This window comes from Mesorhizobium sp. B2-3-10 (genome assembly GCF_006442275.1).
Taxonomy (GTDB): domain Bacteria; phylum Pseudomonadota; class Alphaproteobacteria; order Rhizobiales; family Rhizobiaceae; genus Mesorhizobium; species Mesorhizobium australicum.
Genome location: NZ_VFVT01000001.1, coordinates 585,440 through 606,680, shown reverse-complemented (window position 1 = coordinate 606,680; position 21,241 = coordinate 585,440). Strand labels below are relative to the sequence as shown.

At 64.3% G+C, this 21,241-nt stretch carries 20 protein-coding genes; 4 read left to right on the top strand and 16 right to left on the bottom strand.

What is annotated here, in order from left to right:
• Window positions 1-334: 334 nt before the first annotated feature.
• On the top strand, window positions 335-1,087 hold the full coding sequence (locus FJ943_RS03090; RefSeq protein WP_140719739.1) for a sulfite exporter TauE/SafE family protein: 753 nt from the start codon (window positions 335-337) through the stop codon (window positions 1,085-1,087).
• Here FJ943_RS03090 and trmD read toward each other — a convergent pair.
• Together trmD and rimM are read right to left on the bottom strand one after the other, a co-directional pair.
• Window positions 1,069-1,767: a tRNA (guanosine(37)-N1)-methyltransferase TrmD gene (gene trmD / locus FJ943_RS03085; RefSeq protein ID WP_140719737.1), complete on the bottom strand. Its 699-nt coding sequence runs from the start codon at window positions 1,765-1,767 to the stop codon at window positions 1,069-1,071. The two genes, FJ943_RS03090 and trmD, sit on opposite strands and share 19 nt — an antisense overlap.
• Window positions 1,764-2,363: a ribosome maturation factor RimM gene (gene rimM / locus FJ943_RS03080; protein ID WP_015315021.1), complete on the bottom strand. Its 600-nt coding sequence runs from the start codon at window positions 2,361-2,363 to the stop codon at window positions 1,764-1,766. The genes trmD and rimM overlap by 4 nt, the downstream gene beginning before the upstream one ends.
• 115 nt (window positions 2,364-2,478) lie before the next feature.
• Here rimM and FJ943_RS03075 point away from each other — a divergent pair, with 115 nt between their 5' ends.
• A complete protein-coding gene (locus tag FJ943_RS03075; RefSeq protein WP_140719735.1) occupies window positions 2,479-3,417 on the top strand; it encodes a tyrosine recombinase XerC in 939 nt (312 codons plus the stop codon).
• Window positions 3,418-3,766: 349 nt separating this feature from the next.
• Entirely contained in the window at window positions 3,767-4,834 is a 1,068-nt protein-coding gene (locus FJ943_RS03070) for a TraB/GumN family protein (RefSeq protein ID WP_140719733.1), read from the top strand.
• Between the two features lie 678 nt (window positions 4,835-5,512).
• Here the strand turns inward: FJ943_RS03070 and lpdA are convergent.
• The 10 genes from lpdA to mdh all read right to left on the bottom strand — a co-directional run bounded on the left by lpdA (window position 5,513) and on the right by mdh (window position 16,681).
• Window positions 5,513-6,919, bottom strand: coding sequence for a dihydrolipoyl dehydrogenase (lpdA, locus tag FJ943_RS03060; protein WP_140719731.1), 1,407 nt, complete (start codon window positions 6,917-6,919; stop codon window positions 5,513-5,515).
• A 24-nt stretch (window positions 6,920-6,943) separates the two neighbouring features.
• On the bottom strand, window positions 6,944-7,699 hold the full coding sequence (locus FJ943_RS03055) for an SDR family oxidoreductase (protein WP_015315017.1): 756 nt from the start codon (window positions 7,697-7,699) through the stop codon (window positions 6,944-6,946).
• Window positions 7,696-8,163: a hypothetical protein gene (locus FJ943_RS03050; protein ID WP_174361982.1), complete on the bottom strand. Its 468-nt coding sequence runs from the start codon at window positions 8,161-8,163 to the stop codon at window positions 7,696-7,698. The genes FJ943_RS03055 and FJ943_RS03050 overlap by 4 nt, the downstream gene beginning before the upstream one ends.
• Window positions 8,164-8,241: 78 nt before the next feature.
• Window positions 8,242-9,519, bottom strand: coding sequence for a 2-oxoglutarate dehydrogenase complex dihydrolipoyllysine-residue succinyltransferase (gene odhB, locus FJ943_RS03045; RefSeq protein WP_140660449.1), 1,278 nt, complete (start codon window positions 9,517-9,519; stop codon window positions 8,242-8,244).
• A gap of 32 nt (window positions 9,520-9,551) precedes the next feature.
• Window positions 9,552-12,536 carry a 2-oxoglutarate dehydrogenase E1 component gene (locus FJ943_RS03040; protein WP_140618313.1) on the bottom strand — a complete coding sequence of 995 codons (2,985 nt, stop codon included), beginning with the start codon at window positions 12,534-12,536 and terminating at the stop codon, window positions 9,552-9,554.
• Window positions 12,537-12,680: 144 nt separating this feature from the next.
• Window positions 12,681-13,583: a succinate--CoA ligase subunit alpha gene (sucD, locus tag FJ943_RS03035; RefSeq protein ID WP_023784122.1), complete on the bottom strand. Its 903-nt coding sequence runs from the start codon at window positions 13,581-13,583 to the stop codon at window positions 12,681-12,683.
• Window positions 13,584-13,594: 11 nt separating this feature from the next.
• A complete protein-coding gene (locus tag FJ943_RS03030) occupies window positions 13,595-14,092 on the bottom strand; it encodes a DUF1579 family protein (protein WP_140719729.1) in 498 nt (165 codons plus the stop codon).
• A gap of 3 nt (window positions 14,093-14,095) precedes the next feature.
• Window positions 14,096-14,467, bottom strand: coding sequence for a cupin domain-containing protein (locus FJ943_RS03025; RefSeq protein ID WP_140618311.1), 372 nt, complete (start codon window positions 14,465-14,467; stop codon window positions 14,096-14,098).
• A 4-nt stretch (window positions 14,468-14,471) separates the two neighbouring features.
• Window positions 14,472-15,665 (bottom strand): ADP-forming succinate--CoA ligase subunit beta, encoded by a 1,194-nt coding sequence (gene sucC, locus FJ943_RS03020; RefSeq protein ID WP_140712255.1) that lies wholly within the window; start codon window positions 15,663-15,665, stop codon window positions 14,472-14,474.
• Window positions 15,666-15,712: 47 nt separating this feature from the next.
• Complete coding sequence (gene mdh, locus FJ943_RS03015; RefSeq protein ID WP_015315009.1) at window positions 15,713-16,681, bottom strand: malate dehydrogenase; 969 nt, start codon at window positions 16,679-16,681, stop codon at window positions 15,713-15,715.
• Between the two features lie 213 nt (window positions 16,682-16,894).
• Between mdh and FJ943_RS03010 the strand changes: the two genes are divergently transcribed.
• Window positions 16,895-17,323: a GNAT family N-acetyltransferase gene (locus FJ943_RS03010; protein ID WP_140719727.1), complete on the top strand. Its 429-nt coding sequence runs from the start codon at window positions 16,895-16,897 to the stop codon at window positions 17,321-17,323.
• A 72-nt stretch (window positions 17,324-17,395) separates the two neighbouring features.
• Here FJ943_RS03010 and FJ943_RS03005 read toward each other — a convergent pair whose 3' ends face one another.
• The 4 genes from FJ943_RS03005 to ftsY are packed head-to-tail and all read right to left on the bottom strand — an operon-like array spanning window position 17,396 to window position 21,234.
• Window positions 17,396-17,935 (bottom strand): NADPH-dependent FMN reductase, encoded by a 540-nt coding sequence (locus FJ943_RS03005; protein ID WP_140719725.1) that lies wholly within the window; start codon window positions 17,933-17,935, stop codon window positions 17,396-17,398.
• Window positions 17,936-17,971: 36 nt separating this feature from the next.
• On the bottom strand, window positions 17,972-18,592 hold the full coding sequence (locus FJ943_RS03000) for a pyridoxamine 5'-phosphate oxidase family protein (protein ID WP_140660442.1): 621 nt from the start codon (window positions 18,590-18,592) through the stop codon (window positions 17,972-17,974).
• Window positions 18,593-18,611: 19 nt separating this feature from the next.
• On the bottom strand, window positions 18,612-19,286 hold the full coding sequence (locus FJ943_RS02995; RefSeq protein WP_015315005.1) for a septation protein A: 675 nt from the start codon (window positions 19,284-19,286) through the stop codon (window positions 18,612-18,614).
• A 58-nt stretch (window positions 19,287-19,344) separates the two neighbouring features.
• Window positions 19,345-21,234, bottom strand: coding sequence for a signal recognition particle-docking protein FtsY (gene ftsY / locus FJ943_RS02990; protein WP_140719723.1), 1,890 nt, complete (start codon window positions 21,232-21,234; stop codon window positions 19,345-19,347).
• Window positions 21,235-21,241: the final 7 nt, after the last annotated feature.

Here is a 21,241-nt window from a genome sequence, read left to right as displayed (position 1 = left end):
AAATCCACTTCTTGTTCTTCCGACAGTCAGAGCGCCCTACGCTCGCCTTGCAGTTCCATTGACCGCTCGGCTATGTCCTTTGTCTCCAAGACATTTGTCTCCCAGACATCGGGCAGGGGCGACTACACCGTCATTGTTGACGGGTCCGGCAGATTTGTTCTTGCCGGTACGGGCGGGCACATACAGCTATTTCGGCGCTTTGTCACGCCTTGCCCATGCATTTTTTGCCGGCATGGCTCCCGGCATGGCACCATCTTAATCCTGCCGTGCCGGGTTGCGTCTGTCCACCAAGCTTCCTAAGCCAGAATAGCACACTTCTTCACGGCGGCCATCCATGTCTGTTTTCGACGCCATCCTGCTCTTCCTGGCGGGCTTTCTGTCAGGCGCCGCCAACGCGGTTGCCGGCGGCGGCACCTTCATCACCTTCGGCGCCATGACACTGGTCGGCGTCCCCCCGATCGTGGCCAACGCCACCTCCTCGGTGACGCAGTTCCCCGGCTACATCACCTCGACCCTCGCTTACTGGGCCGACATCAGGCACTTCTGGCGCGGCGCGCTGCTGCTCTGCCTGATCTCGGCCGTCGGCGCGCTAGCCGGCGCCCTGATCCTGCTGGCGCTCGACAATCCGTCCTTTCGCGTCCTGGTGCCGTGGCTGCTTTTGGGCGCGACGGCACTGTTTGCCGCCGGGCCCTGGCTGAAGCCGGCGCCGAAACCCGGACACGAAGCGGCTGTCGGCTCACTCGCCGGCTCCCTGGCGCAATTCGTCACCGCCATCTATGGCGGCTTCTTCGGCGCCGGCATGGGCGTGATGATGCTGGCCACCCTCGGCCTGACTCAAGCCGGCGACTACCACCGCCTGAACGCGCTGAAGAACATGCTGGCCGTGGTCATCGCGGCTGTCGCCATCGTCGTCTTCGTCTCGGGCGGCGTCGTCGCCTGGCCGGAGGCGATCGTCATGATCCCCGGCGGCGCGCTCGGCGGCTATGCCGGCGTCTGGATCGCCAAGCGCGTACCGCAGAACGTGGTGCGCGGCTTCGTCATCGCCGTCGGCCTGTTTCTGGCTTTTTACTACTTCAGCAAAGGCTGATCGCCGAACAGATCGGGTCGCCGCTCTTTCGTCAGCGTCTCCGACTGCGCGCGGCGCCAGGCGGCGATCTTCTTGTGATTGCCGGAGATCAGCACTTCGGGAATCTCCCGGCCCTCGAATTCCTGCGGTCGCGTATAGTGCGGATGTTCGAGCAGGCCGTTTTCGAAACTCTCTTCTTCCCCGGAGACCGCATTGCCCATCACCCCGGGCAACAGCCGCACAACAGCGTCGAGCAGCACCAGCGCCGCCGGCTCGCCGCCGGACAGGATGAAATCGCCGATCGAGACTTCCTCCAGTCCCCGTGCATCGATCACCCGCTGGTCGACGCCTTCGAAACGGCCGCACAGGATGACCGCGCCCGGCCCGGCGGCGAGTTCGCGCACGCGAGCCTGCGTCAGTGGTTTGCCGCGAGGGCTCATCAGCAGCCTTGGACGCTCATCGCCCGGCGGCGAAGCATGGTCGATTGCCTTCGCCAGGACATCGGCACGCATCACCATGCCGGCGCCGCCGCCGGCCGGCGTGTCGTCGACGGTGCGGTGCTTGTCGGCGGCGAAGTCGCGGATCTGAATCGCCTCCAGCGACCATGTGCCCGCCTCCAGTGCCCGTCCGGCCAGCGACAGGCCAAGCGGGCCCGGAAACATCTCGGGATAGAGTGTCAGCACCGACGCGGCAAAACTCACCGGTTGCCCCCGGCGTCGCGCGGTCCGCGCGGCCGGCCCTTCGGGTCGAAATCCTCCTCGCGCGGCGCGTCCGCGTCCTCGTCCTCGACCAGTCCAGCCGCCACCGGATCGACGCGGACAAAGCCCTCGGCGATCGACACGGCAGGCACGGCGGCCTGCGTGAACGGGATCAGCACACCCTTGCGCCCGGCGAGCGTCACATCGAGGATGTCGCCGCCGCCGAAATTGTGCACCGCGACCACCTTGCCGATGGCGGCGCCGGTATCATCCCGGATCTCCAGCCCGATCAGGTCGGCATGGTAGAATTCGTCCTCCTCGCCATCATCGGGCAGCATCGAACGGTCGACGAACAGCTCCGTACCGGCGAGCGCCTCGGCCGCATTGCGGTCGCTGACACCCTTGAACCGCACCACGACAACGGTGTTGGCGGGCCTTATGTCGGTTATCTGGAAGGCTCGTCCATCCCTGGCGTAGAGCGGCCCATAATCCGCCAGCGCCATTGGCTCGCCGGTGAAGGTTTTCACCCTGAGTTCGCCCTTGATGCCGTGCGCGGCGCCGATTACGGCCATCTGGACGGGGTTCTGCGGCTTGCTCATGGGCGAAAATCCTTTGTCCCTGCTCTAGCGCCGCCTCGCCGTCATTTCAATAACGGGCTCTTCACCGCTTCCTAACCCGGCTGCCGGAAAATGACGGCGAACCGGAACAGACCCGATGCAGGAATTCCTCATACCGGCAAAGGCCGATCTCCAGGCCGCGCGCGAAAGCTGGCTGAAGATGCTCGCGCGTGAACGTCGCCTGTCACCCGAGACAGTGGAAGCCTATGAGCGCGATTCACGCCAGTTCCTGCATTTCCTCACCGGCCATATCGGCGGACCGCCCGGCATTTCCGATATCGCCGATCTGCGCCCGGCCGACCTGCGCGGCTTCCTCGCCGCCCGCCGCAATGCCGGCGCCGGCGCACGCACGCTTGGCCGTGGCCTGGCCGGCATCCGCTCGCTGCTGCGGTTCCTCGAGCGGCGCGGCCTCGCCAACGCGGCAGGTGCGGCGGCCTTGCGCGCACCGCGCCAGCCCAAATCGCTGCCCAAGCCACTGACGGCGAGCGATGCCAGGCACGTGGTCTCCGTCGAGGGTCAACTGGCGGAAGAACCCTGGATCGCCGCCCGCAACGCCGCCGTGCTGACGCTGCTCTACGGCTCGGGCCTGCGCATTTCCGAGGCGCTTGGCCTCAACGCCGCCGATCTGGCGTCGGAAGCCGACACCGTGCTGCGCGTCACCGGCAAGGGCGGCAAGACACGGCTGGTGCCGGTGTTGGCGGTGGCGCTCAGGGCGATCGCCGAATACCGCCGGCTCTGCCCCTATCACCTCGATCCGAAGGGTCTCCTGTTTCGCGGCGCGCGCGGCGGTCCGCTCAACCCGGCCATCATCCAGCGTGACATGGCGAAGCTGCGTTCGGCGCTCAACCTGCCGGACACGGCGACTCCACATGCCTTGCGCCATTCCTTCGCCACCCATCTGCTCGGCCGAGGCGGCGATCTGCGCACCATCCAGGAACTCCTGGGCCACGCCAGCCTGTCGACGACGCAGATCTACACCGGCGTCGACACCGCAAGGCTGCTGGAAATCTACGAATCGGCCCATCCCAGGGCATGAACGTCGGTAAAGCCATGCAGTATCGGTGGCCCATTATAAACATTCGCGATTGGCCGAAGCCTTCCCAACTTCGTCATCCTAGGGCGAAGCAGGAGCGAAGCTCCGTCGCGGAGACCCTGGGATCCATGCCGTGACATCAGCCGTGGAATGCAGCGGAGCTGAATTCTGCACCGTGGGCGGTGCTCTGAAGTCGCGGCATGGATCCCTTGGGCTGCGGAGCAGCTCCAGGGGTCTGCGCCGCGTCGCTATGCTCCTTGCTCCGCCCGTGGATGACGAAGAATGGGCGGTTAGGACAATTTCATAACCCCGATTAACGGTTTTGCCGCTTTTCAGTCCTAGGAATGGGACCATGAAACGTGTCATTGCCATCGCCGACCGTGCGGCTTCCGTCTCGCTGAAACTGCTTGTCGCGCTCAACGTGCTGTTTTTCCTGTCCTTCGTTGCTGTCCTGCTGTTCGCCGCCGGCAGGGCGCACGCGGAAATCCCGACCTGTACCGGCGCCGACATGCTGTCGGCCTTGCAGAAGAACAATCCCGCCACCTACGGCAAAATCGAGGCCGAGGCGGCTGCCACGCTGAACGGCAAGGGACTGCTGTGGAAGCTGGAAAAATCAGGCGAACAGCCATCCTACCTGTTCGGCACCATGCACATGACCGATCCGCGCGTCACCACGCTGCCGGCCTATGCGCAGAAGGCCTTCGATGCAGCCGGCACCCTCATCATCGAGACCACCGACGTGCTCGACAAGCAGAAGATGATGGCGGCGATGCTGAAGGAGCCGGACCTGATGATGTTCACCGACTCCACGACGCTTTCGTCACTGCTGTCGCCGGACGACGCGGCGGCCATGAACGCCGCGCTCGATGCGCGCGGCATCCCGCCGGCGACGGTCGCAAAAATGAAGCCGTGGATGCTGTCGGCCATGATGGCGCTTCCGGCTTGCGAACTCGCCCGCCAGTCCGGCGGCGCGCCGGTGCTCGACGTCAAGCTGGGGGAGAACGCCAAGGCGGCCGGCAAGCCGGTGGAAGGATTGGAAACGGCCGAGAGCCAGCTGCGCGCCATGGCCTCGCTGCCGCTCGCCTTTCACATGAAGGGTCTGGTCGACACGCTGAAGCTGGGCGACAAGGTCAACGATATCAACGAAACCATGATCGTGCTTTACCAGCGTGGCGACACCGGGATGTTCTGGCCGCTGTTCCGCGCCGCCATGCCCGAGGAGCAGGACGACCCCGCGGGCTACGCCGCCTTCGAGGAAACCATGATCACCAGCCGCAACAAGGTGATGGTCGATCATGCCGGGCCCATCCTGGCCAAGGGCAACGCCTTCATGGCGGTCGGCGCGCTGCACCTTCCCGGTCCAGAGGGACTGGTCGAGGATTTCCGCAAAGCCGGCTATACTGTCACCGCCGTCAATTGAGTCGGACGGCAGCGGAGGCACGCAAACGCCGCGTTTCCGGCGTTTTCCTCCGCTAGCGTGAAACCCATTCAACGGTTGCGCGTTGATGGATGTTGATTGACCTTTTTCATTTTCCCGGAGGACACATTTATGGCGAACACACCAAACCCAAACGATCCTTACAATTCGACCACCAATGCCCCTCGGCCGAGCGGCGGCGGCGGCAGCCCCTGGCTGATTGCACTGGTCGTCGTTATCCTGGCGATTGTCGCGTATTATGTTTTCGGAAGAAGTGGTGGCGAGCACCCGGCACCCGCCGAGCCGCCAGCGGCCAGCACACCGGCTCCGGCGCCCGCACCGGCTGAACCGATGAAGCCCGCCGAACCGGCCAAGCCAGCCGAACCAGCGCCTGCTCCTGCGCCCGCCCCGGCTCCTGCACCAGCGCCGGCTCCCGCACCAGCGCCCGCCCCGGCACCAGCGCCGGCCCAGTAAGGGGCTCGATATCAAAGACCAACGGCCTGCTGAAAGGCGGGCCGTTTTGTTTGGGCGATGACCGGTGGGGGGCCTTGGCGCCAAGCCACCCCCGCTCGTTCGTCATCCTCGGGCTTGACCCGAGGATCCATGCCGCGACCTCGGCCGGTCTAAGCCGCGTCGCTTCGCTCCTTGCTCCGCCATAGGACGACGAAGCGTTGGGCACCCTTAGATGTGGATCGGCTTGAAGAAGGTGGCCAGCGCCGCTTCCTTCACCGCTTCCGACATCGTCGGATGGGCGTGACAGGTGCGGGCCAGATCTTCCGACGAGCCGCCGAACTCCATCAGCACCGCCGCCTCATGGATCATCTCGCCGGCGCCGAAGCCGACGATATGGACGCCGAGCACGCGGTCGCTCTGCTTGTCGGCCAGGATCTTCACGAAACCGTCGGTATGCAGCATGGCGCGCGCGCGGCCATTGGCGGTGAAGGGGAATTTGCCGACCTTGTAGTCGATGCCGGCCTTCTTCAGCTCTTCCTCGGTCCTGCCGACCGAGGCGATCTCCGGACTGGTGTAGACGACGCTCGGAATGACGTCATAGTTCACATGGCCGGCCTGGCCGGCGATGGTCTCGGCCACCGCCACGCCCTCGTCCTCGGCCTTGTGCGCCAGCATCGGCCCGGCGATGACGTCGCCGATGGCGTAGATCCCGGGAACATTGGTCCTGAGATGCCCGTCGGTCTTGACCCGGCCGCGCTCGTCGACCTCGACGCCGGCCTCCTTCAGCCCGAGGCTGTCCGAAAAGGCGCGGCGTCCCGTCGAGATCAGCACGGCATCGGCCTCGATGGTTTCGGCAGCACCCCCCTTGACCGGCTCGAAGGTCACGGTCGCGCCCTTCTTGACCTTGGCGACGCCGGTCACCTTGGCGCCGAGCTTGAACTCGAAGCCCTGCTTGGAGAGCAGCCGCTGGAACTGTTTCGATACCTCGCCGTCCATGCCGCCCAAAATGGTGTCGAGGAACTCGACCACAGTGACCTTGGCGCCGAGCCGTGCCCAGACCGAGCCGAGTTCGAGGCCGATGACACCGCCGCCCACCACCACCAGATGGCCAGGCACCTTCTCCAGCGACAGCGCGCCGGTCGACGACACGATGATTTTTTCGTCGAAGTCGACCTTGACGCCGGGAATGCCGGCGACGTCGGACCCGGTGGCGATGACGATGTTCTTGGTCTCGATCTCCTCGACCTTGCCGTCCTCGCCGGTCACCGAGACCTTGCCTGCGGCAACCACCTTGCCGGTGCCGCGGAAGGCATCGATCTTGTTCTTCTTGAACAGGAAGGCGACGCCATTGACGTTGGACGACACCGTCGCGTCCTTGTGCGCCATCATTTTCTTCAGGTTCAGCCTGGGTGCCGGAATTTCGACGCCGAGCGTGTCGAAGGAATGGCCGGCCTCGGCGAACATTTCCGAGGCATAAAGCAGCGCCTTGGACGGGATGCAGCCGATGTTGAGGCAGGTGCCGCCGAAGGTCGCGTTCTTCTCGACCACCGCGACCTTCAGCCCAAGCTGTGCCGCCTTGATGGCGCAGACATAGCCGCCGGGTCCCGAGCCGATGATAACCACGTCATAAGCCATGTTTGTTTCCCTTTTGCTTGGGGTTCAGCGGCCGCCGCTGACATTCAGGATCGCGCCCGTCGTATAGGACGCGGCATCGGATAAAAGATAGAGGACCGCACCGGCGACTTCATCGGCCGTGCCCGCCCTTTTCATCGGCAGCAGATCGCGGAACCGTTCTATCCGGTCCGGCTGGCCTCCGGAGGCGTGGATGTCGGTGTCGATGATGCCCGGCCGCACCGCATTGACACGGATGCCTTCCAGCGCCACCTCGCGGGCAAGCCCGATGGTGAAGGTGTCGATGGCGCCCTTGGAGGCGGCATAGTCGACATATTCGCCCGGCGAGCCCAGCGTCGCCGCCGCCGACGAGATGTTGACGATCGCACCGCCCGACCCGCCATGCCGCGTCGACATGCGCTTCACCGCCTCGCGGGCGCACAGGAACGAGCCGACGACATTGATGCGCATCATGCGTTCCAGCCGCGCGACATCCATCTCGTCGACGCGCGCCTTGACGTCGACGATGCCGGCATTGTTGACGAAGGCGTCGAGCCGGCCAAAGGCGCGGTCGACGGCGCCGAACATGGCCACGATATCGGTTTCCTTGCCGACATCGCCCCTGACGGCAACGGCTTCGCCGCCGCCGTCCTTGATTTCGGCGACCAGCGCATCGGCGGCGGCCTTGTTGGAGGCGTAATTGACCGCGACGCGATAGCCCGCCTCCAACCCCAGCCGGCAGATGGCGGCGCCGATGCCGCGGCTGCCGCCGGTGACCAGCAGCACTTTTTGCGCCGCGCTCATTCCTGGCATCCTTTCATCGCGAACACATCCGACGGCACTTTCGAAAATCCTCCGCCGCCATACGCTCGGGATTGCCTAAGCACCGGCCCGAGATCGGGCAGGATCAGCGTTTTCGGCGCCTCGACGGCCTCGGCCGGCAAAAGCCCGACAGTGCCCTTGTCGTCGGACGTATAGATGACGCCGTTCCACAGCGTGCAGGCGGCGAGCTCCTCGCCGGTCACGTCGCCTTCCGGGCACTTATACATTAGCGCGCCGTTCGGCCGCGCAACATCCGCGGTCCACATGACGATGCCGTTCAGCACCACATTGTTGTCGAGGATCAGCCGGAACGTATTGGTGACAACAGCCGATGTGCCGGTCGGGGTAAAATCGATCTCGCTGCCGCTCTGGCTATCCCCATAGACGGCGAGTTCGATCGGGCAGGCGGCTTGGGCGGCTGCGGTAGCCATCACGATACCGATCATCAGCACAACCGGTTTGGTGGCTCCAAGCAAACGCGCCATCATTGGCCGCTCTTTGCCGCAAGCCGCCATCCGACCGCCTCACAGATCGAGCACCAGCCGTTCCGGATCCTCCAGGCTTTCCTTGACCCGCACCAGGAAGGTAACGGCTTCCTTGCCGTCGACGATGCGGTGATCGTAGCTGAGCGCCAGATACATCATCGGCCGGATCACGATCTGGCCGCCGACCACGACCGGCCGGTCCTGGATCTTGTGCATGCCCAGAATGCCCGACTGCGGCGCATTGAGGATCGGCGTCGACATCAGCGACCCGTAGACGCCACCATTGGAGATGGTGAAGGTGCCGCCCTGCATGTCGGCGACCGACAGCTTGCCGTCGCGCGCGGCGATGCCCAGCCGGCCGATGTCCTTCTCGATCTCGGCGATCGACATCTGGTCGGCATCGCGCACGACCGGAACCACGAGGCCCTTTTCGGTGCCGACCGCGACACCGATATGGGCATAGTTCTTGAAGATGATGTCGGTGCCGTCGATCTCGGCATTGACCGAGGGGATTTCCTTCAGCGCGTGGGTGACCGCCTTGGTGAAGAAGCCCATGAAGCCGAGCTTCACGCCGTGCTTCTTCTCGAAAACGTCCTTGTACTTCGTCCTGAGCGCCATCACCGCCGACATGTCGACTTCGTTGAAGGTGGTCAGCATGGCGGCGGTCGACTGCGCCTCCTTCAGGCGGCGCGCGATGGTCTGGCGCAGCTTGGTCATGCGCACGCGCTCCTCGCGCGATGCATCATCACCCGACGACGGCGCCCGAACCGCGATCGGTGCCGGCGCTGCCTTTGGCGTCTCGGCCGGCTGCGACGGCGCACCCTTGGAGATGGCATCCAGCACGTCGCCCTTCAGCACTTGGCCGCGCTTACCCGAGCCGGAGAGCTGGTCGACCGACAGATTGTTCTCGGCGATCAATTTTGCCGCCGCCGGCGCCGGCGGCATGGTGCGCGGCTCGACCGGTCCGGCATCGCCGGCAACCTTGGCGGTCTCGGCCGCGGCCTGCTTGGTGGTGGATGCCGCGTCGGGGCTGGACGCCTGCGCGACCGCTTGCGGCTTGGTCGCGGGAGCAGCCGCGCCACCGGCCGAAATCGACCCGAGCAGGGCGCCGACGCCGACCGTCTCGCCTTCCCCAACCGTGATTTCACCGAGCGTCCCGGCGGCGGCGGCGGGCACCTCTACCGTCACCTTGTCGGTTTCGAGCTCGACCAGCGGTTCGTCGGCGGCAATGGCATCGCCGACCTTCTTGAACCATTTGCCGACGGTCGCTTCGGTGACGGATTCGCCGAGTGTGGGAACGCGGATTTCGGTAGCCATTGTGCCTGTCCGTTCTTTCGGTTCTGTTCTGCTTATTCGCCGAGCGCGTCTTCGAGCAAGGCGGCGAGCTGGGCGAGGTGCTTCGACATCAGCCCGGTCGCCGGCGAGGCGGCCGCCGGACGGCCGGTGTAGCGCACCCGCTGATGCTTGGCGTCGATATGCGCCAGCACCCATTCCAGATACGGATCGATGAACGACCAGGCACCCATGTTCTTGGGCTCCTCCTGGCACCACACCATCTCGGCGTTGCGGAAGCGTGACAGCTCGGTGATCAGCGCCTTGGCCGGGAACGGATAGAGCTGTTCGACGCGCAGCAAGTAGATGTCGTTGATGCCGCGCTTCTCGCGCTCCTCATAGAGGTCGTAATAGACCTTGCCCGAGCACAGCACGACGCGGCGTATCTTGGAATCCTTGGTCAGCTTGATCGCCTGGTTGGGCAACAGCTGGGCGTCGTCCCACAGCAGCCGGTGGAACGAGCTTTCGCCCGAGATTTCCGGCAGCGTCGACACCGCCCGCTTGTGGCGCAGCAGCGACTTCGGCGTCATCAGGATCAGCGGCTTGCGGAAGTCGCGCTTCAGCTGCCGGCGCAAGATGTGGAAGTAGTTGGCCGGCGTCGTGCAGTTGGCGACCTGCATATTGTCTTCGGCGCAAAGCTGCAGGAAGCGCTCCAGCCGGGCGGAAGAATGTTCCGGGCCCTGGCCTTCATAGCCATGCGGCAGCAGGCAGACGAGGCCAGACATTCTGAGCCACTTGCGTTCGCCCGACGAGATGAACTGGTCGAACACCACCTGGGCGCCGTTGGCGAAGTCGCCGAACTGCGCCTCCCACAGCGTCAGCGCCTTCGGCTCGGCCAGGCTGTAGCCATATTCGAAGCCCAGCACCGCTTCTTCCGACAGCATCGAGTTGATGACTTCGTAACCGGCCTGCGCCGCCGACAGATTGTTGAGCGGGATGTAGCGGGTCTCGTCGCGCTGGTCGTAAAGCACGGAATGGCGCTGCGAGAAGGTGCCGCGCTCGGAATCCTGTCCGGACAGCCGGATCGGATTGCCGTCGAGCAGGATCGCGCCGAAGGCCAGCGCCTCGGCCGTCGACCAGTCGATGCCTTCGCCGGACTCGATCGCCTGGCGCCGGTTTTCGAGGAAGCGGATGATCGTCTTGTGCGCTTCGAAGCCCTTCGGCACCTCGGTCAGCTTCTTGCCGATTTCCTTCAGCGTCTTGACCGGTACCGCTGTCTTGCCGCGCCTTGTCTCGTCCTGGTTGTCGGCCGTGCGCAGGCCTGACCAGGCGCCGTCGAGCCAGTCGGCCTTGTTGGGCTTGTAGTGCTGGCCGACTTCCCATTCGGCTTCCAGATGCGCGCGCCAGTCGGCCTTCATCTGATCGAGCTCGGCCTGGGTGATGTGCCCTTCGGCGATCAGGCGATCGCCATAGATCTGCACCGTCGTCTTGTGGGCGCGGATGTTGCTGTACATGAGCGGCTGCGTGAAGGCCGGTTCGTCGCCCTCATTGTGGCCGAAGCGGCGGTAGCAGAACATGTCCACGACCACCGGCTTATGGAACTTCATGCGGAATTCGATCGCCACCTTGGTGGCGTGCACCACAGCCTCCGGATCGTCGCCATTGACGTGAAAGATCGGTGCCTCGATCATCTTGGCGACATCGGACGGATAGGGCGATGAGCGCGAGAAGCGCGGATTGGTGGTGAAGCCGATCTGGTTGTTGATGATGAAGTGCAGCGTGCCGGCGACGCGGTGGCCACGCAGGCCCGATAGGCCGAGGATCTCGGCGATCACGCCCTGGCCGGCGAAGGCGGCGTCGCCATGCAGCAAGAGCGGCAGCACCTTGGCCCGCTCTTCCAGCGGCACGATCTCCTCGCGGCCGCGGCCGAACAGGGAATCCTGCTTGGCGCGCGCCTTGCCCATTACCACGGGATCGACGATCTCCAGATGCGAAGGGTTCGCCGTCAGCGACAGGTGAACCTTGTTGCCGTCGAACTCGCGGTCCGACGAGGCACCGAGATGGTACTTCACGTCGCCCGAGCCCTCGACCTCGTCGGGGGCCGCCGAGCCGCCCTTGAATTCGTGGAAGATGGCGCGGTGCGGCTTGGCCATCACCTGGGAAAGCACATTGAGGCGGCCGCGATGGGCCATGCCGAGCACGATCTCCTTCATGCCGAGCTGGCCGCCGCGCTTGACGATCTGCTCCAGCGCCGGGATCAGCGATTCACCGCCGTCGAGACCGAAGCGCTTGGTGCCCTTGTACTTGACGTCGATGAACTGCTCGAAGCCTTCCGCCTCGACCAGCTTCTGCAGGATCGCCTTCTTGCCGGTGGCGGTGAACGAGATCTCCTTGTCGGCGCCCTCGATGCGCGCCTGGATCCAGGCCTTTTCCTCGGGATCGGAAATATGCATGAACTCGACGCCGAGCGTCGAACAATAGGTGCGGGTGAGGATCTCCAGCATCTGCCGGATGCTGCCGAATTCGAGCCCCAGCACATTGTCGAGGAAGATCGGCCGGTCGTAGTCGGCTTCGGTAAAGCCGTAATTTTCCGGCGACAGTTCGTTGTAATCCTCGAGCGTGTTGATGCCGAGCGGATCGAGATTGGCGTGCAGATGGCCGCGCATGCGGAAGGCGCGGATCATCATGATGGCGCGCACCGAATCGCGTGTCGCCTGGTGCACATCGGCGTCGGACAGCACGACACCGTTGGTGACGGCCTTGTCCTTGACCTTCTTTTCCAGGTGCTTTTCGACGATGCCCCAATTGCCGTCCAGCGCCGACACCAGCTCGCCATTGGCCTGCAGCGGCCAGGATGGTTTCGCCCACGAAGCGCCCTTGGCGTTCCTGCGCACATCGCCGGCATCGTCCTTCAGTCCGGCGAAGAACTCCTGCCACTCGGGATTGACCGAGGCGGGATCGTCCTCATACGCCGCGTAGAGAGCGTCGATGTAATCGGCATTGCCGCCATAAAGGAAAGAGGTGAGCGAAAATTGGTCGTTGGCCTGATCTTGTCTTGCCATGTCGTTTCAGCGGAGCCTGGCTCCGTCTCCTTTCGAGGGAATAGTGAGTAGCCGGTAGTGAGTGGAAAATGGAATTTTCCGCTCAGCTGCTACTCACCCGTTCTTCCCTTCTTCACTACTGACTACCTGCTACTCACTACTGGCTTAACCCTTGATCGCCTCGACCAGCGTCGTGCCCAGCCGCGCCGGCGACGGCGAAACTTTTATCCCGGCCGATTCCATCGCCGCGATCTTGTCTTCCGCGCCGCCCTTGCCGCCGGAGATGACCGCGCCCGCATGGCCCATGGTGCGTCCGGCCGGCGCCGTGCGCCCGGCGATGAAGCCGGCCATCGGCTTCTTGCGACCACGCTTGGCTTCGTCCTTGAGAAACTGCGCGGCGTCTTCCTCGGCCGAACCGCCGATCTCGCCGATCATGATGATCGACTTGGTCTCATCATCGGCCAGGAACATCTCGAGCATGTCGATGAACTCGGTGCCCTTGACGGGGTCGCCGCCGATGCCGACGGCAGTGGTCTGGCCGAGGCCGACATTGGTGGTCTGGAACACAGCCTCATAGGTAAGTGTTCCCGAGCGCGAAACAACGCCGACCGAGCCCTTGCGGAAGATGTTCCCGGGCATGATGCCGATCTTGCATTCGTCGGGGGTAAGCACGCCCGGGCAGTTCGGTCCGATCAGCCGCGAAGCCGAGCGATCGAGCCGCGCCTTGACCTTGATCATGTCCATCACCGGAATGCCTTCCGTGATGCAGACGATCAGCGGGATCTCCGCCTCGATCGCCTCGATGATGGCTTCCGCGGCGCCCGCCGGCGGCACGTAGATGACGGAGGCGTTGGCGCCTGTCTTTTCCTTGCCTTCGGCGACGGTGGCGAAGATCGGCAGGCTCTCGCCTTTCGAGCCTGTCCAGGTCTCGCCGCCCTTCTTGGGATGGATGCCGCCGACCATCTTTGTCCCGTGATAGGCCAGCGCCTGCTCGGTATGGAACGTACCGGTCTTGCCGGTCAGGCCCTGCACCAGCACCTTGGTATTCTTGTCGACGAGAATGGACATGGCCGCCCTTTTTAAAAACCGTTGATCGAGGAAGGCGAGACGCGCCGGTAGACGCCGCTCACCATGTCTTGCCAGCCATCGCTGCCGGCAGGTTTGAAATGCAATCGCATGCGGTAGGTGTCGGCATCGTCGAAAACATACGTCACCCTCGCAAAGCCGCGCGGCGACGACCGCTCCAGCACCAGCTCGCGGCCGTTCCATGTGCCCGTGGCGGGCGAGGACGGCACAAAGCCCATCGAATCGAACTGGTGCATGGTGACGACGCTGTTCTGCTGGTCGAAGCCGAATACATTGTGCGCGCCGAAGGAGACCGTGCCATCGCGGCGCTGTTTATAGCGCTGCACCACGAACAGACCGCCGAACTGTGCTTCCGCTGTCACTTCGCTCGTCGCCATGCCGCCATCGGCCCACTGCGTATCCGCCACCTCCTCCTCGCCGCGCCAAGCACCGACCAAAGCCTGCAGGAGCTGGTGATCGGCCGAGAGCGAAGAGAAGGATGAGGCGTTCATCGGTCAGAGCCGCTTCAGATGGGCGACCGTCAGATCGCTCTTGGCATTGCCGGTGTTGAGTGTCGTCGCCGGTTCGAACATCAGCACCACCGGCTCTGATGTCAGCGAACGCGGCCGATGCTCGACGCCGCGCGGTACGACGATGAAGTCGCCCTCGCCGAGCTCGATCGGCCCGTCGCGAAAATCAATGGCGATCCTGCCGCGCAGCACGAGGAAGGCTTCGTCTTCATTGTCATGCGCATGCCAGTCGAAGACCTCGCCGAACTTGGCGACCTTGGCCTGGCTGTCATTCACGTCGCCGGCGATATGCGGATCGAAGACCTCAGTGATGGTCCGATCCGCCGCCTCGACCAGGTTTATCTTGCGTGGAGGCACCGGCTCAGCCCTTCACCGCCGCCACGATCTTCTTGGCCGCGTCGTCGAGATCGTCGGCCGAGACGACGTTCAGGCCGCTGTCGTTGATGATCTTCTTGCCAAGCTCGGCATTGGTGCCTTCCAGGCGCACGACCAGCGGCACCTTGAGCCCGACTTCCTTGACCGCGGCAATCACACCCTCGGCGATGATGTCGCACTTCATGATGCCGCCGAAGATATTGATCAGGATGCCCTTGACCGCCGGATCCCTGGTGATGATCTTGAACGCGGCCGTCACCTTCTCCTTGGAAGCGCCGCCGCCGACATCGAGGAAGTTGGCGGGTTCGGCGCCGTAGAGCTTGATGATGTCCATCGTCGCCATGGCAAGGCCGGCGCCGTTGACCATGCAGCCGATATTGCCATCGAGCGCGACATAGGCGAGGTCGTATTTCGACGCCTCGATCTCCTTCTCGTCCTCTTCTGACGTGTCGCGCAGTTCGAGCACATCTGGGTGGCGAAACAGCGCGTTGTTGTCGAACGACACCTTCGCGTCGAGCACGCGCAGATGCCCATCCTTCATGACGATCAGCGGGTTGACCTCGAGCAGGCTCATGTCCTTCTCGACGAAGGCCTTGTAGAGGATCGGGAACAGCGTGCCGCCGTCCCTGGCCGCGTCGCCGTCGAGCTTCAGCGCGTCGTTGAGCGCCTTGACGTCCTCAGCCGTAACGCCCTTTTCCGGATCGATGGCGACGGTGATGATCTTTTCCGGCGTGTCGTGCGCGACGCCCTCGATGTCCATGCCGCCCTCGGTCGAGACGACAAAGGCGATGCGGCCGACCGAGCGGTCGACCAGGATGGAGAGATAGAGCTCGCGCTCGATGTCGGCGCCGTCCTCGATATAGAGGCGGTTGACCTGCTTGCCGGCCGGGCCGGTCTGCTTGGTCACCAGCGTATGGCCGAGCATCTCGTTGGCGTTGGCGACCACCTCGGCGACGGACTTCGCCAGCCGCACGCCGCCCTTGGCGTCGGGGCCGAGTTCCCTGAATTTGCCTTTGCCGCGGCCGCCGGCATGGATTTGGCTCTTCACCACATAGAGCGGGCCGGGCAGCGCCTGTGCAGCGGCTTCCGCCTCGCTTGCCTTGAAAACCGGCACGCCTTCGGCCACCGGCGCGCCAAAGCTCTTCAGCAGCGCCTTGCCTTGATATTCATGGATGTTCATCGGGAACTATCTCCAGGTCGTTTTGCCGGGGTGACGTTTGGGCGGGGTTACTTCGAGGCGAGCTGCGGCGCGATCTTGACGCAGGCCTCGGTCAGGCCCTGCACGGTCGCCACCGATGCCTCGAACATCTTCTGCTCGGCCTTGTTGAGGTCGATCTCGATGACGCGCTCGACACCGCCGGCGCCGATCACCACGGGCACGCCGACATAGGTACCCTTGACGCCATACTGGCCGGAGAGGTGTGCCGCGCAAGGCAGCACGCGCTTCTTGTCCTTGAGGTAGGATTCGGCCATCTGGATCGCCGAGGCCGCCGGCGCGTAATAGGCCGAGCCGGTCTTCAGGAGGCCGACGATCTCGGCGCCGCCGTCGCGGGTGCGCTGCACGATCTGGTCGAGCTTTTCCTTCGAGGTCCAGCCCATCTTGATCAGGTCGGGAAGCGGAATGCCCGACACCGTGGAATAGCGGATCATCGGCACCATGGAATCGCCGTGGCCGCCGAGCACGAAGGCGGTGACGTCCTCGACCGAAACCTTGAATTCCTCGGCCAGGAAGTAGCGGAAGCGCGCGCTGTCGAGCACGCCGGCCATGCCGACGACATGGGTCTTGGGCAAGCCCGAAAACTTCTGCAGCGCCCACACCATGGCGTCGAGGGGATTGGTAATGCAGATGACGAAGGCCTTCGGCGCGTACTTCTTCAGCCCTGCGCCGACCTGCTCCATGACCTTCAGGTTGATGCCCAGCAGGTCGTCGCGGCTCATGCCCGGTTTGCGCGGCACGCCGGCGGTGACGATGCAGACATCGGCGCCCTCGATGCCGGCATAGTCGTTGACGCCGGTCAGCCGGGAATCGAAACCATCGACCGGCGACGACTGCGCGATATCGAGCCCCTTGCCTTGCGGGATACCCTCGGCGATATCGAACAGGACCACGTCGCCGAGATCCTTGAGGCCGATCATGTGGGCGAGCGTGCCGCCGATCATGCCAGAGCCGATAAGCGCTATCTTGTTGCGTGCCATGTGAGGATGATTTCCCTTTGTCTGTGACGCGCCAACACGGCGTCGAGGAAGAGGCCGGACTGCTGCGGGGAACCGCGAATTTCCCGCACCCAATAACTCTGGTGCGGAATAAATTCAAACGATTATTTCGACCCCTGCATTTTCAATCGGTTAGTGACTTCGGGATTTACGTAAACGTCAAAGCTTGTAAGCCGACTTGGGAGAATTTACACAATGGCGATTGAGATCAGAAGGCTTTATCCCGGAGATGACGCCCTTGTGATGCGGATTGCCGACGACGTGTTCGACGAGCCGGTGCGGCCCGATCGCCTGGCAAGCTATCTCGCGCAATCGGGCCATTTCATGATCGTGGCCTTGGCTGAGGACGTTGTCGTCGGCCAATGCGCGGCGGTCATGCACCGCCATCCGGACAAGGCGCCGGAACTCTATGTCGACGAGGTCGGCGTCTCGCCAGCCTTCCAGCAGCAGGGCATCGCGCGCAGAATGCTCGACGCCATGTTCGCGCTCGGCCGCGAGCATGGCTGCGAAGAGGCCTGGGTCGGCACCGAGCCGGACAATCTGCCCGCCCGCGCACTTTATGAGGGGCGCAAGGAGGCGCATGGCGAGGCGGAGACCTTTGTGATGTACGTCTATCGGCTGTAGCGATTGGCCGACGCCTCCGGTCCTTCCAGGACGACGACACGATGGCGACCGCTCAATTTGGCGCGAGTCCGCTCAAGTTTGGCGCGAGCGGATGAAGTCCGCGAAGGCTGACAGGCCATCGCGAATTGCCCGCACGTTTGCCGGCTCTCGCAGGATACTTTCAACCTCCGCCGGCTTCTTGCCGAGGAGCGAAACCTCGAGCATGGCTTCTTCGCAAAGCGCGAACGACATGGTGCGCATGATCTCCGCCAGCGCCGTGCGGGCGTAGAGCGAGCGTGGCGAGGCGTGCGCCAGCATCGCCGGCTTGCCGACGGCGGCGTCACGCGAGACCAGCCAGTCGAGCGCGTTCTTAAGGCCGCCAGGCACGCCATGGGCATATTCGGGACAGGAGACGACGACACCGTCCGCGCCGGTGACGGCCTCGATCAGATCGGAGGCCTCGCGCGGCGTCCGCTCGCCCTCGTCGTCGGGATTGAAGATCGGCAGCCGGCCAAGCCCGTCATAGACGGTGACGCGACAGCCCGCTGGCGTGTTCAGCGCCAGTGCCGCGACCAGGGCCGAATTGGTGGAGGCCGCCCGCAGGCTGCCGGATATCGCAATGAGGTTGAGCAAGGCGGACCAGTCCGGACGAATCGGGGGCCGACAACCCTACCACATCGTCTGTTTGTACTCGCCGTCGAGCCAGCGGTCGGTCGCCTCGGCCGAATCGGCCAGTGCCAACTGGTCGCGCAGGATCTGGCCGAGCGTCGGCAGCGTGGCGCGATCATGCCAGCTGTCGGGCTTCCACAAATCGGAGCGCATGAAAGCCTTGGCGCAATGCATGTAAGCGGCCTTGACCACGATCACGATAACGCTTTGCGGCTCCTTGCCGTCGACCGCAAGGCGCTCGCGCAAGGTGGCATCGACGGTGATGCGGGCATCGCCATTGACGCGCAGCGTCTCGTTCATGCCTGGTATGAGGAAGAGCAGCCCGACCGAGGGATTGCGGATGATGTTTTCCAGCGTATCCAGCCGGTTGTTGCCGGGCCGGTCGGGGATGGCGATGGTGTTCTCGTCGAGAATGGCGGCGAAGCCGGGCTTGTCGCCTTTCGGGGTGACGTCGGCATTGCCTTCGCCATCGGACGAGCCGATCAGCACGAATGGGCTCTTGCCGATGAAGGAGCGGCAATGGGCGTCCAGCGCCTTCAATTCCTTGCGGATCGAGCCATCGGTCGGGCGCGGCGTCTTGTAGATCGTCCGCAGCTCCTCCTGGGTGGTGACGAATTCCATGGCTCTCCCCTTTGCAGCCCTATTTGCCGACTTTCTCTTCGCCGCCGGCCTTGTCGTCCAGCGAGTGGCGCAGGATCAGCGGCATCTGGCTGAAGGTGAAAAGAAGCGTGATCGGCATGATGCCCCAGACCTTGAACGTAACCCAGGCGTCGGTGGAAAAATTCCGCCAGACGACTTCGTTGACGAGGGCCAGGAACAGGAAGAACAGGCCCCAGCGGAAGGTGAGCTTGCGCCAGCCTTCGGCATCGAGCTTGAATGCGGACTCGAAGACATAGCCGAGCAGCGAGCGGCCGAAATACAGGCCGCCAAGCAGCACGCCGCCGAACAGCGTGTTGACGATGGTCGGCTTCATCTTGATGAAGATATCGTCCTGCAGATAAAGCGTCAGCGCGCCGAAGATGAAAACGACGACCCCCGACACCATCGGCATGATCGGCAAGGTGCGGGTGAGCAGCCATGAGGCGATCAGCGCGATGGCGGTCGCGGCCATGAACAGGCCTGTGGCGACGAAGATTGGGCCGCCGAATTCAGCCAGCACGGGCAATTTCTGCGTCAGCCACTCGCCGCGCGCATTGGCGAAGAAGAAGACGAGCAGCGGCCCGAGCTCCAGCGCCAGCTTGAGCACGGGATTGATGCCTTCCTTCTTCTCTTTCTGCGGGTCGGACGGATCGCGTTCGAGAATGGGTGGGTTCATGGTTTCCTTCTAACGCACGATCCAATCCGGAAGCCTCACTTCCGGCATCGTGCCTTGTTCAAGCCACTCCAGCGATCGCCCTGGCGAATTCGCTTGCGGAAAACGGTTCGAGGTCGTCGACCTGTTCGCCGACGCCGATGAAATAGACCGGCAATTTATGTTTTGCCGCGATCGCCACCAGAATACCGCCCCGCGCCGTGCCGTCCAGCTTGGTCATCACTAGGCCGTTGACGCCGGCGATATTGCGGAAGATCTCGACCTGGTTGAGCGCGTTCTGGCCGGTCGTGGCGTCGACCGTCTGCAGCACGGTGTGCGGCGCTTCGGGATCGAGCTTGCCCAGCACGCGGACGATCTTTTCCAACTCCGCCATCAGTTCGGTCTTGTTCTGCAGCCGGCCGGCGGTGTCGATGATCAGCACGTCGGAGCCGGCTTCCTTTGCCCGCTCGAAGGCATCGTAGGCGAGACCGGCGGCGTCGGCGCCGAGCTTGGAGGCAATGACGGGCGATTTCGTGCGTTCGCCCCAGATCTTCAGCTGTTCGATGGCGGCGGCGCGGAACGTGTCGCCGGCGGCCAGCATCACCGACAGGCCGCCATCGGTCAGCTTGGCGGCGAGCTTGCCGATGGTCGTGGTCTTGCCGGTGCCGTTGACGCCGACCACCAGGATGACATGCGGCTTGTGCGAGAGGTCAAGCTCGAGTGGTTTCGCGACCGGCGCGAGCACCTTCTCCACCTCGGCCGCCATGACGGCGCGCACTTCGGTATCGGAAACATCCTTGCCGTAGCGGCTGGAGGCCAGTGAATCGGTGACGCGCAGCGCCGTTTCGACGCCGAGATCGGCGCGGATCAGCACGTCCTCCAGGTCCTGCAGCGTCTCCTCGTCCAGCTTGCGCTTGGTGAAGACGCCGGCGATGTTGCCGGTCAGTTCGCGCGAGGACCGGGCTAGCCCGTCCCGCATGCGCTGGAACCAGGATTGCCTCGGCGCCGGCTCCGGCGCCTTCTGTGGCTCGGCCTTCTGCTCGACCTTCCTGGCGACCGTCACCTTGCCGGGAACGGGTCTTGGCTCCGGGGTGGGCCGCGGGACCGATTGAGGCTCGGGTGCGACCTCGGCAACGACCGGCTGCGTCTCGACCGGTGCAGGCTGGCGAATGGGAGGGGCGATTTCAGCTGGTGGCGCTTCGAGCCCCGCTTCGACGGCAGGTCCGCGCTTTCCTTCATGCTCTCCCCGCAAACCGGGCGAGGACGGTGCTGACGCCCCTTCCTTCGCCCCGTCCCTATACCGGGAGGTGCCGGCAGGCGGATGAGGGGCAGCGCCGGCCCTTGAAGGCTGCTCGACGGCGGCCGCCGACGGAGGCACTTCAGCCGGCGACGCCGATGGCACCTCGACCGGTGCGGGTATCTCGGCCGGCACTTCGACTGGCGGCGTCGGCACTTCGACGGGCGCGGGTTCCGGTCGCCTCTCCGGAGGCGAGGGAACGATCTCCGGCTCCGATGGCGCCGGCGGGATCTCCTGCGGCTGGGGTTCGGGCGTGGGCTCGGGAGCAACCGGCGGCGGCGGGACCTCTTCGGGCGCAGGCGGTTCAGGCGTCTCGGGCGCGGGTGCCGGTTTCTCTTCCGGCGCAGGCTCCGGCTGCCGCTCCGGTTCTGACGGAACAGTTGGCTCCGGCGCGGGCGGAATGGTCGGCGCAGGCTCGGGTGTGGGTTCCTCGGGTGTGGGTTCCTCGGGCTGCGGTCCGGGCGCGGCCTCGACCGGAGCAGGCACGGTCGCCGGCGCGGCTTCCGCCACAGGCTCCTCGCGCTTCAAAAACTCCGGCAAGGCCTGCTCGGCCGCCGGCTTCAGCGCGTCGAGCTGGTCCCATTTGATCGGCGGCAGCGGGGCGGTCTCGTCGATGCGCTCCTCGACCACCTCCTTCTTGCCGAACGAAAATATCTTCTTGAAAAAACCAGCCATGCTTTTG

What these genes read in the sequence shown, in the direction of transcription:
- FJ943_RS02995 (WP_015315005.1), bottom strand. Translation starts at nt 19,286, where the DNA reads ATGAACCCACCCATTCTCGAACGCGATCCGTCCGACCCGCAGAAAGAG.
- FJ943_RS03030 (WP_140719729.1), bottom strand. Translation starts at nt 14,092, where the DNA reads ATGAACGCCTCATCCTTCTCTTCGCTCTCGGCCGATCACCAGCTCCTG.
- FJ943_RS03090 (WP_140719739.1), top strand. Translation starts at nt 335, where the DNA reads ATGTCTGTTTTCGACGCCATCCTGCTCTTCCTGGCGGGCTTTCTGTCA.
- FJ943_RS03040 (WP_140618313.1), bottom strand. Translation starts at nt 12,536, where the DNA reads ATGGCAAGACAAGATCAGGCCAACGACCAATTTTCGCTCACCTCTTTC.
- rimM (WP_015315021.1), bottom strand. Translation starts at nt 2,363, where the DNA reads ATGAGCAAGCCGCAGAACCCCGTCCAGATGGCCGTAATCGGCGCCGCG.
- sucC (WP_140712255.1), bottom strand. Translation starts at nt 15,665, where the DNA reads ATGAACATCCATGAATATCAAGGCAAGGCGCTGCTGAAGAGCTTTGGC.
- FJ943_RS03055 (WP_015315017.1), bottom strand. Translation starts at nt 7,699, where the DNA reads ATGAGCGCGGCGCAAAAAGTGCTGCTGGTCACCGGCGGCAGCCGCGGC.
- FJ943_RS03075 (WP_140719735.1), top strand. Translation starts at nt 2,479, where the DNA reads ATGCAGGAATTCCTCATACCGGCAAAGGCCGATCTCCAGGCCGCGCGC.
- mdh (WP_015315009.1), bottom strand. Translation starts at nt 16,681, where the DNA reads ATGGCACGCAACAAGATAGCGCTTATCGGCTCTGGCATGATCGGCGGC.
- lpdA (WP_140719731.1), bottom strand. Translation starts at nt 6,919, where the DNA reads ATGGCTTATGACGTGGTTATCATCGGCTCGGGACCCGGCGGCTATGTC.
- ftsY (WP_140719723.1), bottom strand. Translation starts at nt 21,234, where the DNA reads ATGGCTGGTTTTTTCAAGAAGATATTTTCGTTCGGCAAGAAGGAGGTG.
- FJ943_RS03070 (WP_140719733.1), top strand. Translation starts at nt 3,767, where the DNA reads ATGAAACGTGTCATTGCCATCGCCGACCGTGCGGCTTCCGTCTCGCTG.
- FJ943_RS03010 (WP_140719727.1), top strand. Translation starts at nt 16,895, where the DNA reads ATGGCGATTGAGATCAGAAGGCTTTATCCCGGAGATGACGCCCTTGTG.
- FJ943_RS03050 (WP_174361982.1), bottom strand. Translation starts at nt 8,163, where the DNA reads ATGATCGGTATCGTGATGGCTACCGCAGCCGCCCAAGCCGCCTGCCCG.
- sucD (WP_023784122.1), bottom strand. Translation starts at nt 13,583, where the DNA reads ATGTCCATTCTCGTCGACAAGAATACCAAGGTGCTGGTGCAGGGCCTG.
- FJ943_RS03000 (WP_140660442.1), bottom strand. Translation starts at nt 18,592, where the DNA reads ATGGAATTCGTCACCACCCAGGAGGAGCTGCGGACGATCTACAAGACG.
- odhB (WP_140660449.1), bottom strand. Translation starts at nt 9,519, where the DNA reads ATGGCTACCGAAATCCGCGTTCCCACACTCGGCGAATCCGTCACCGAA.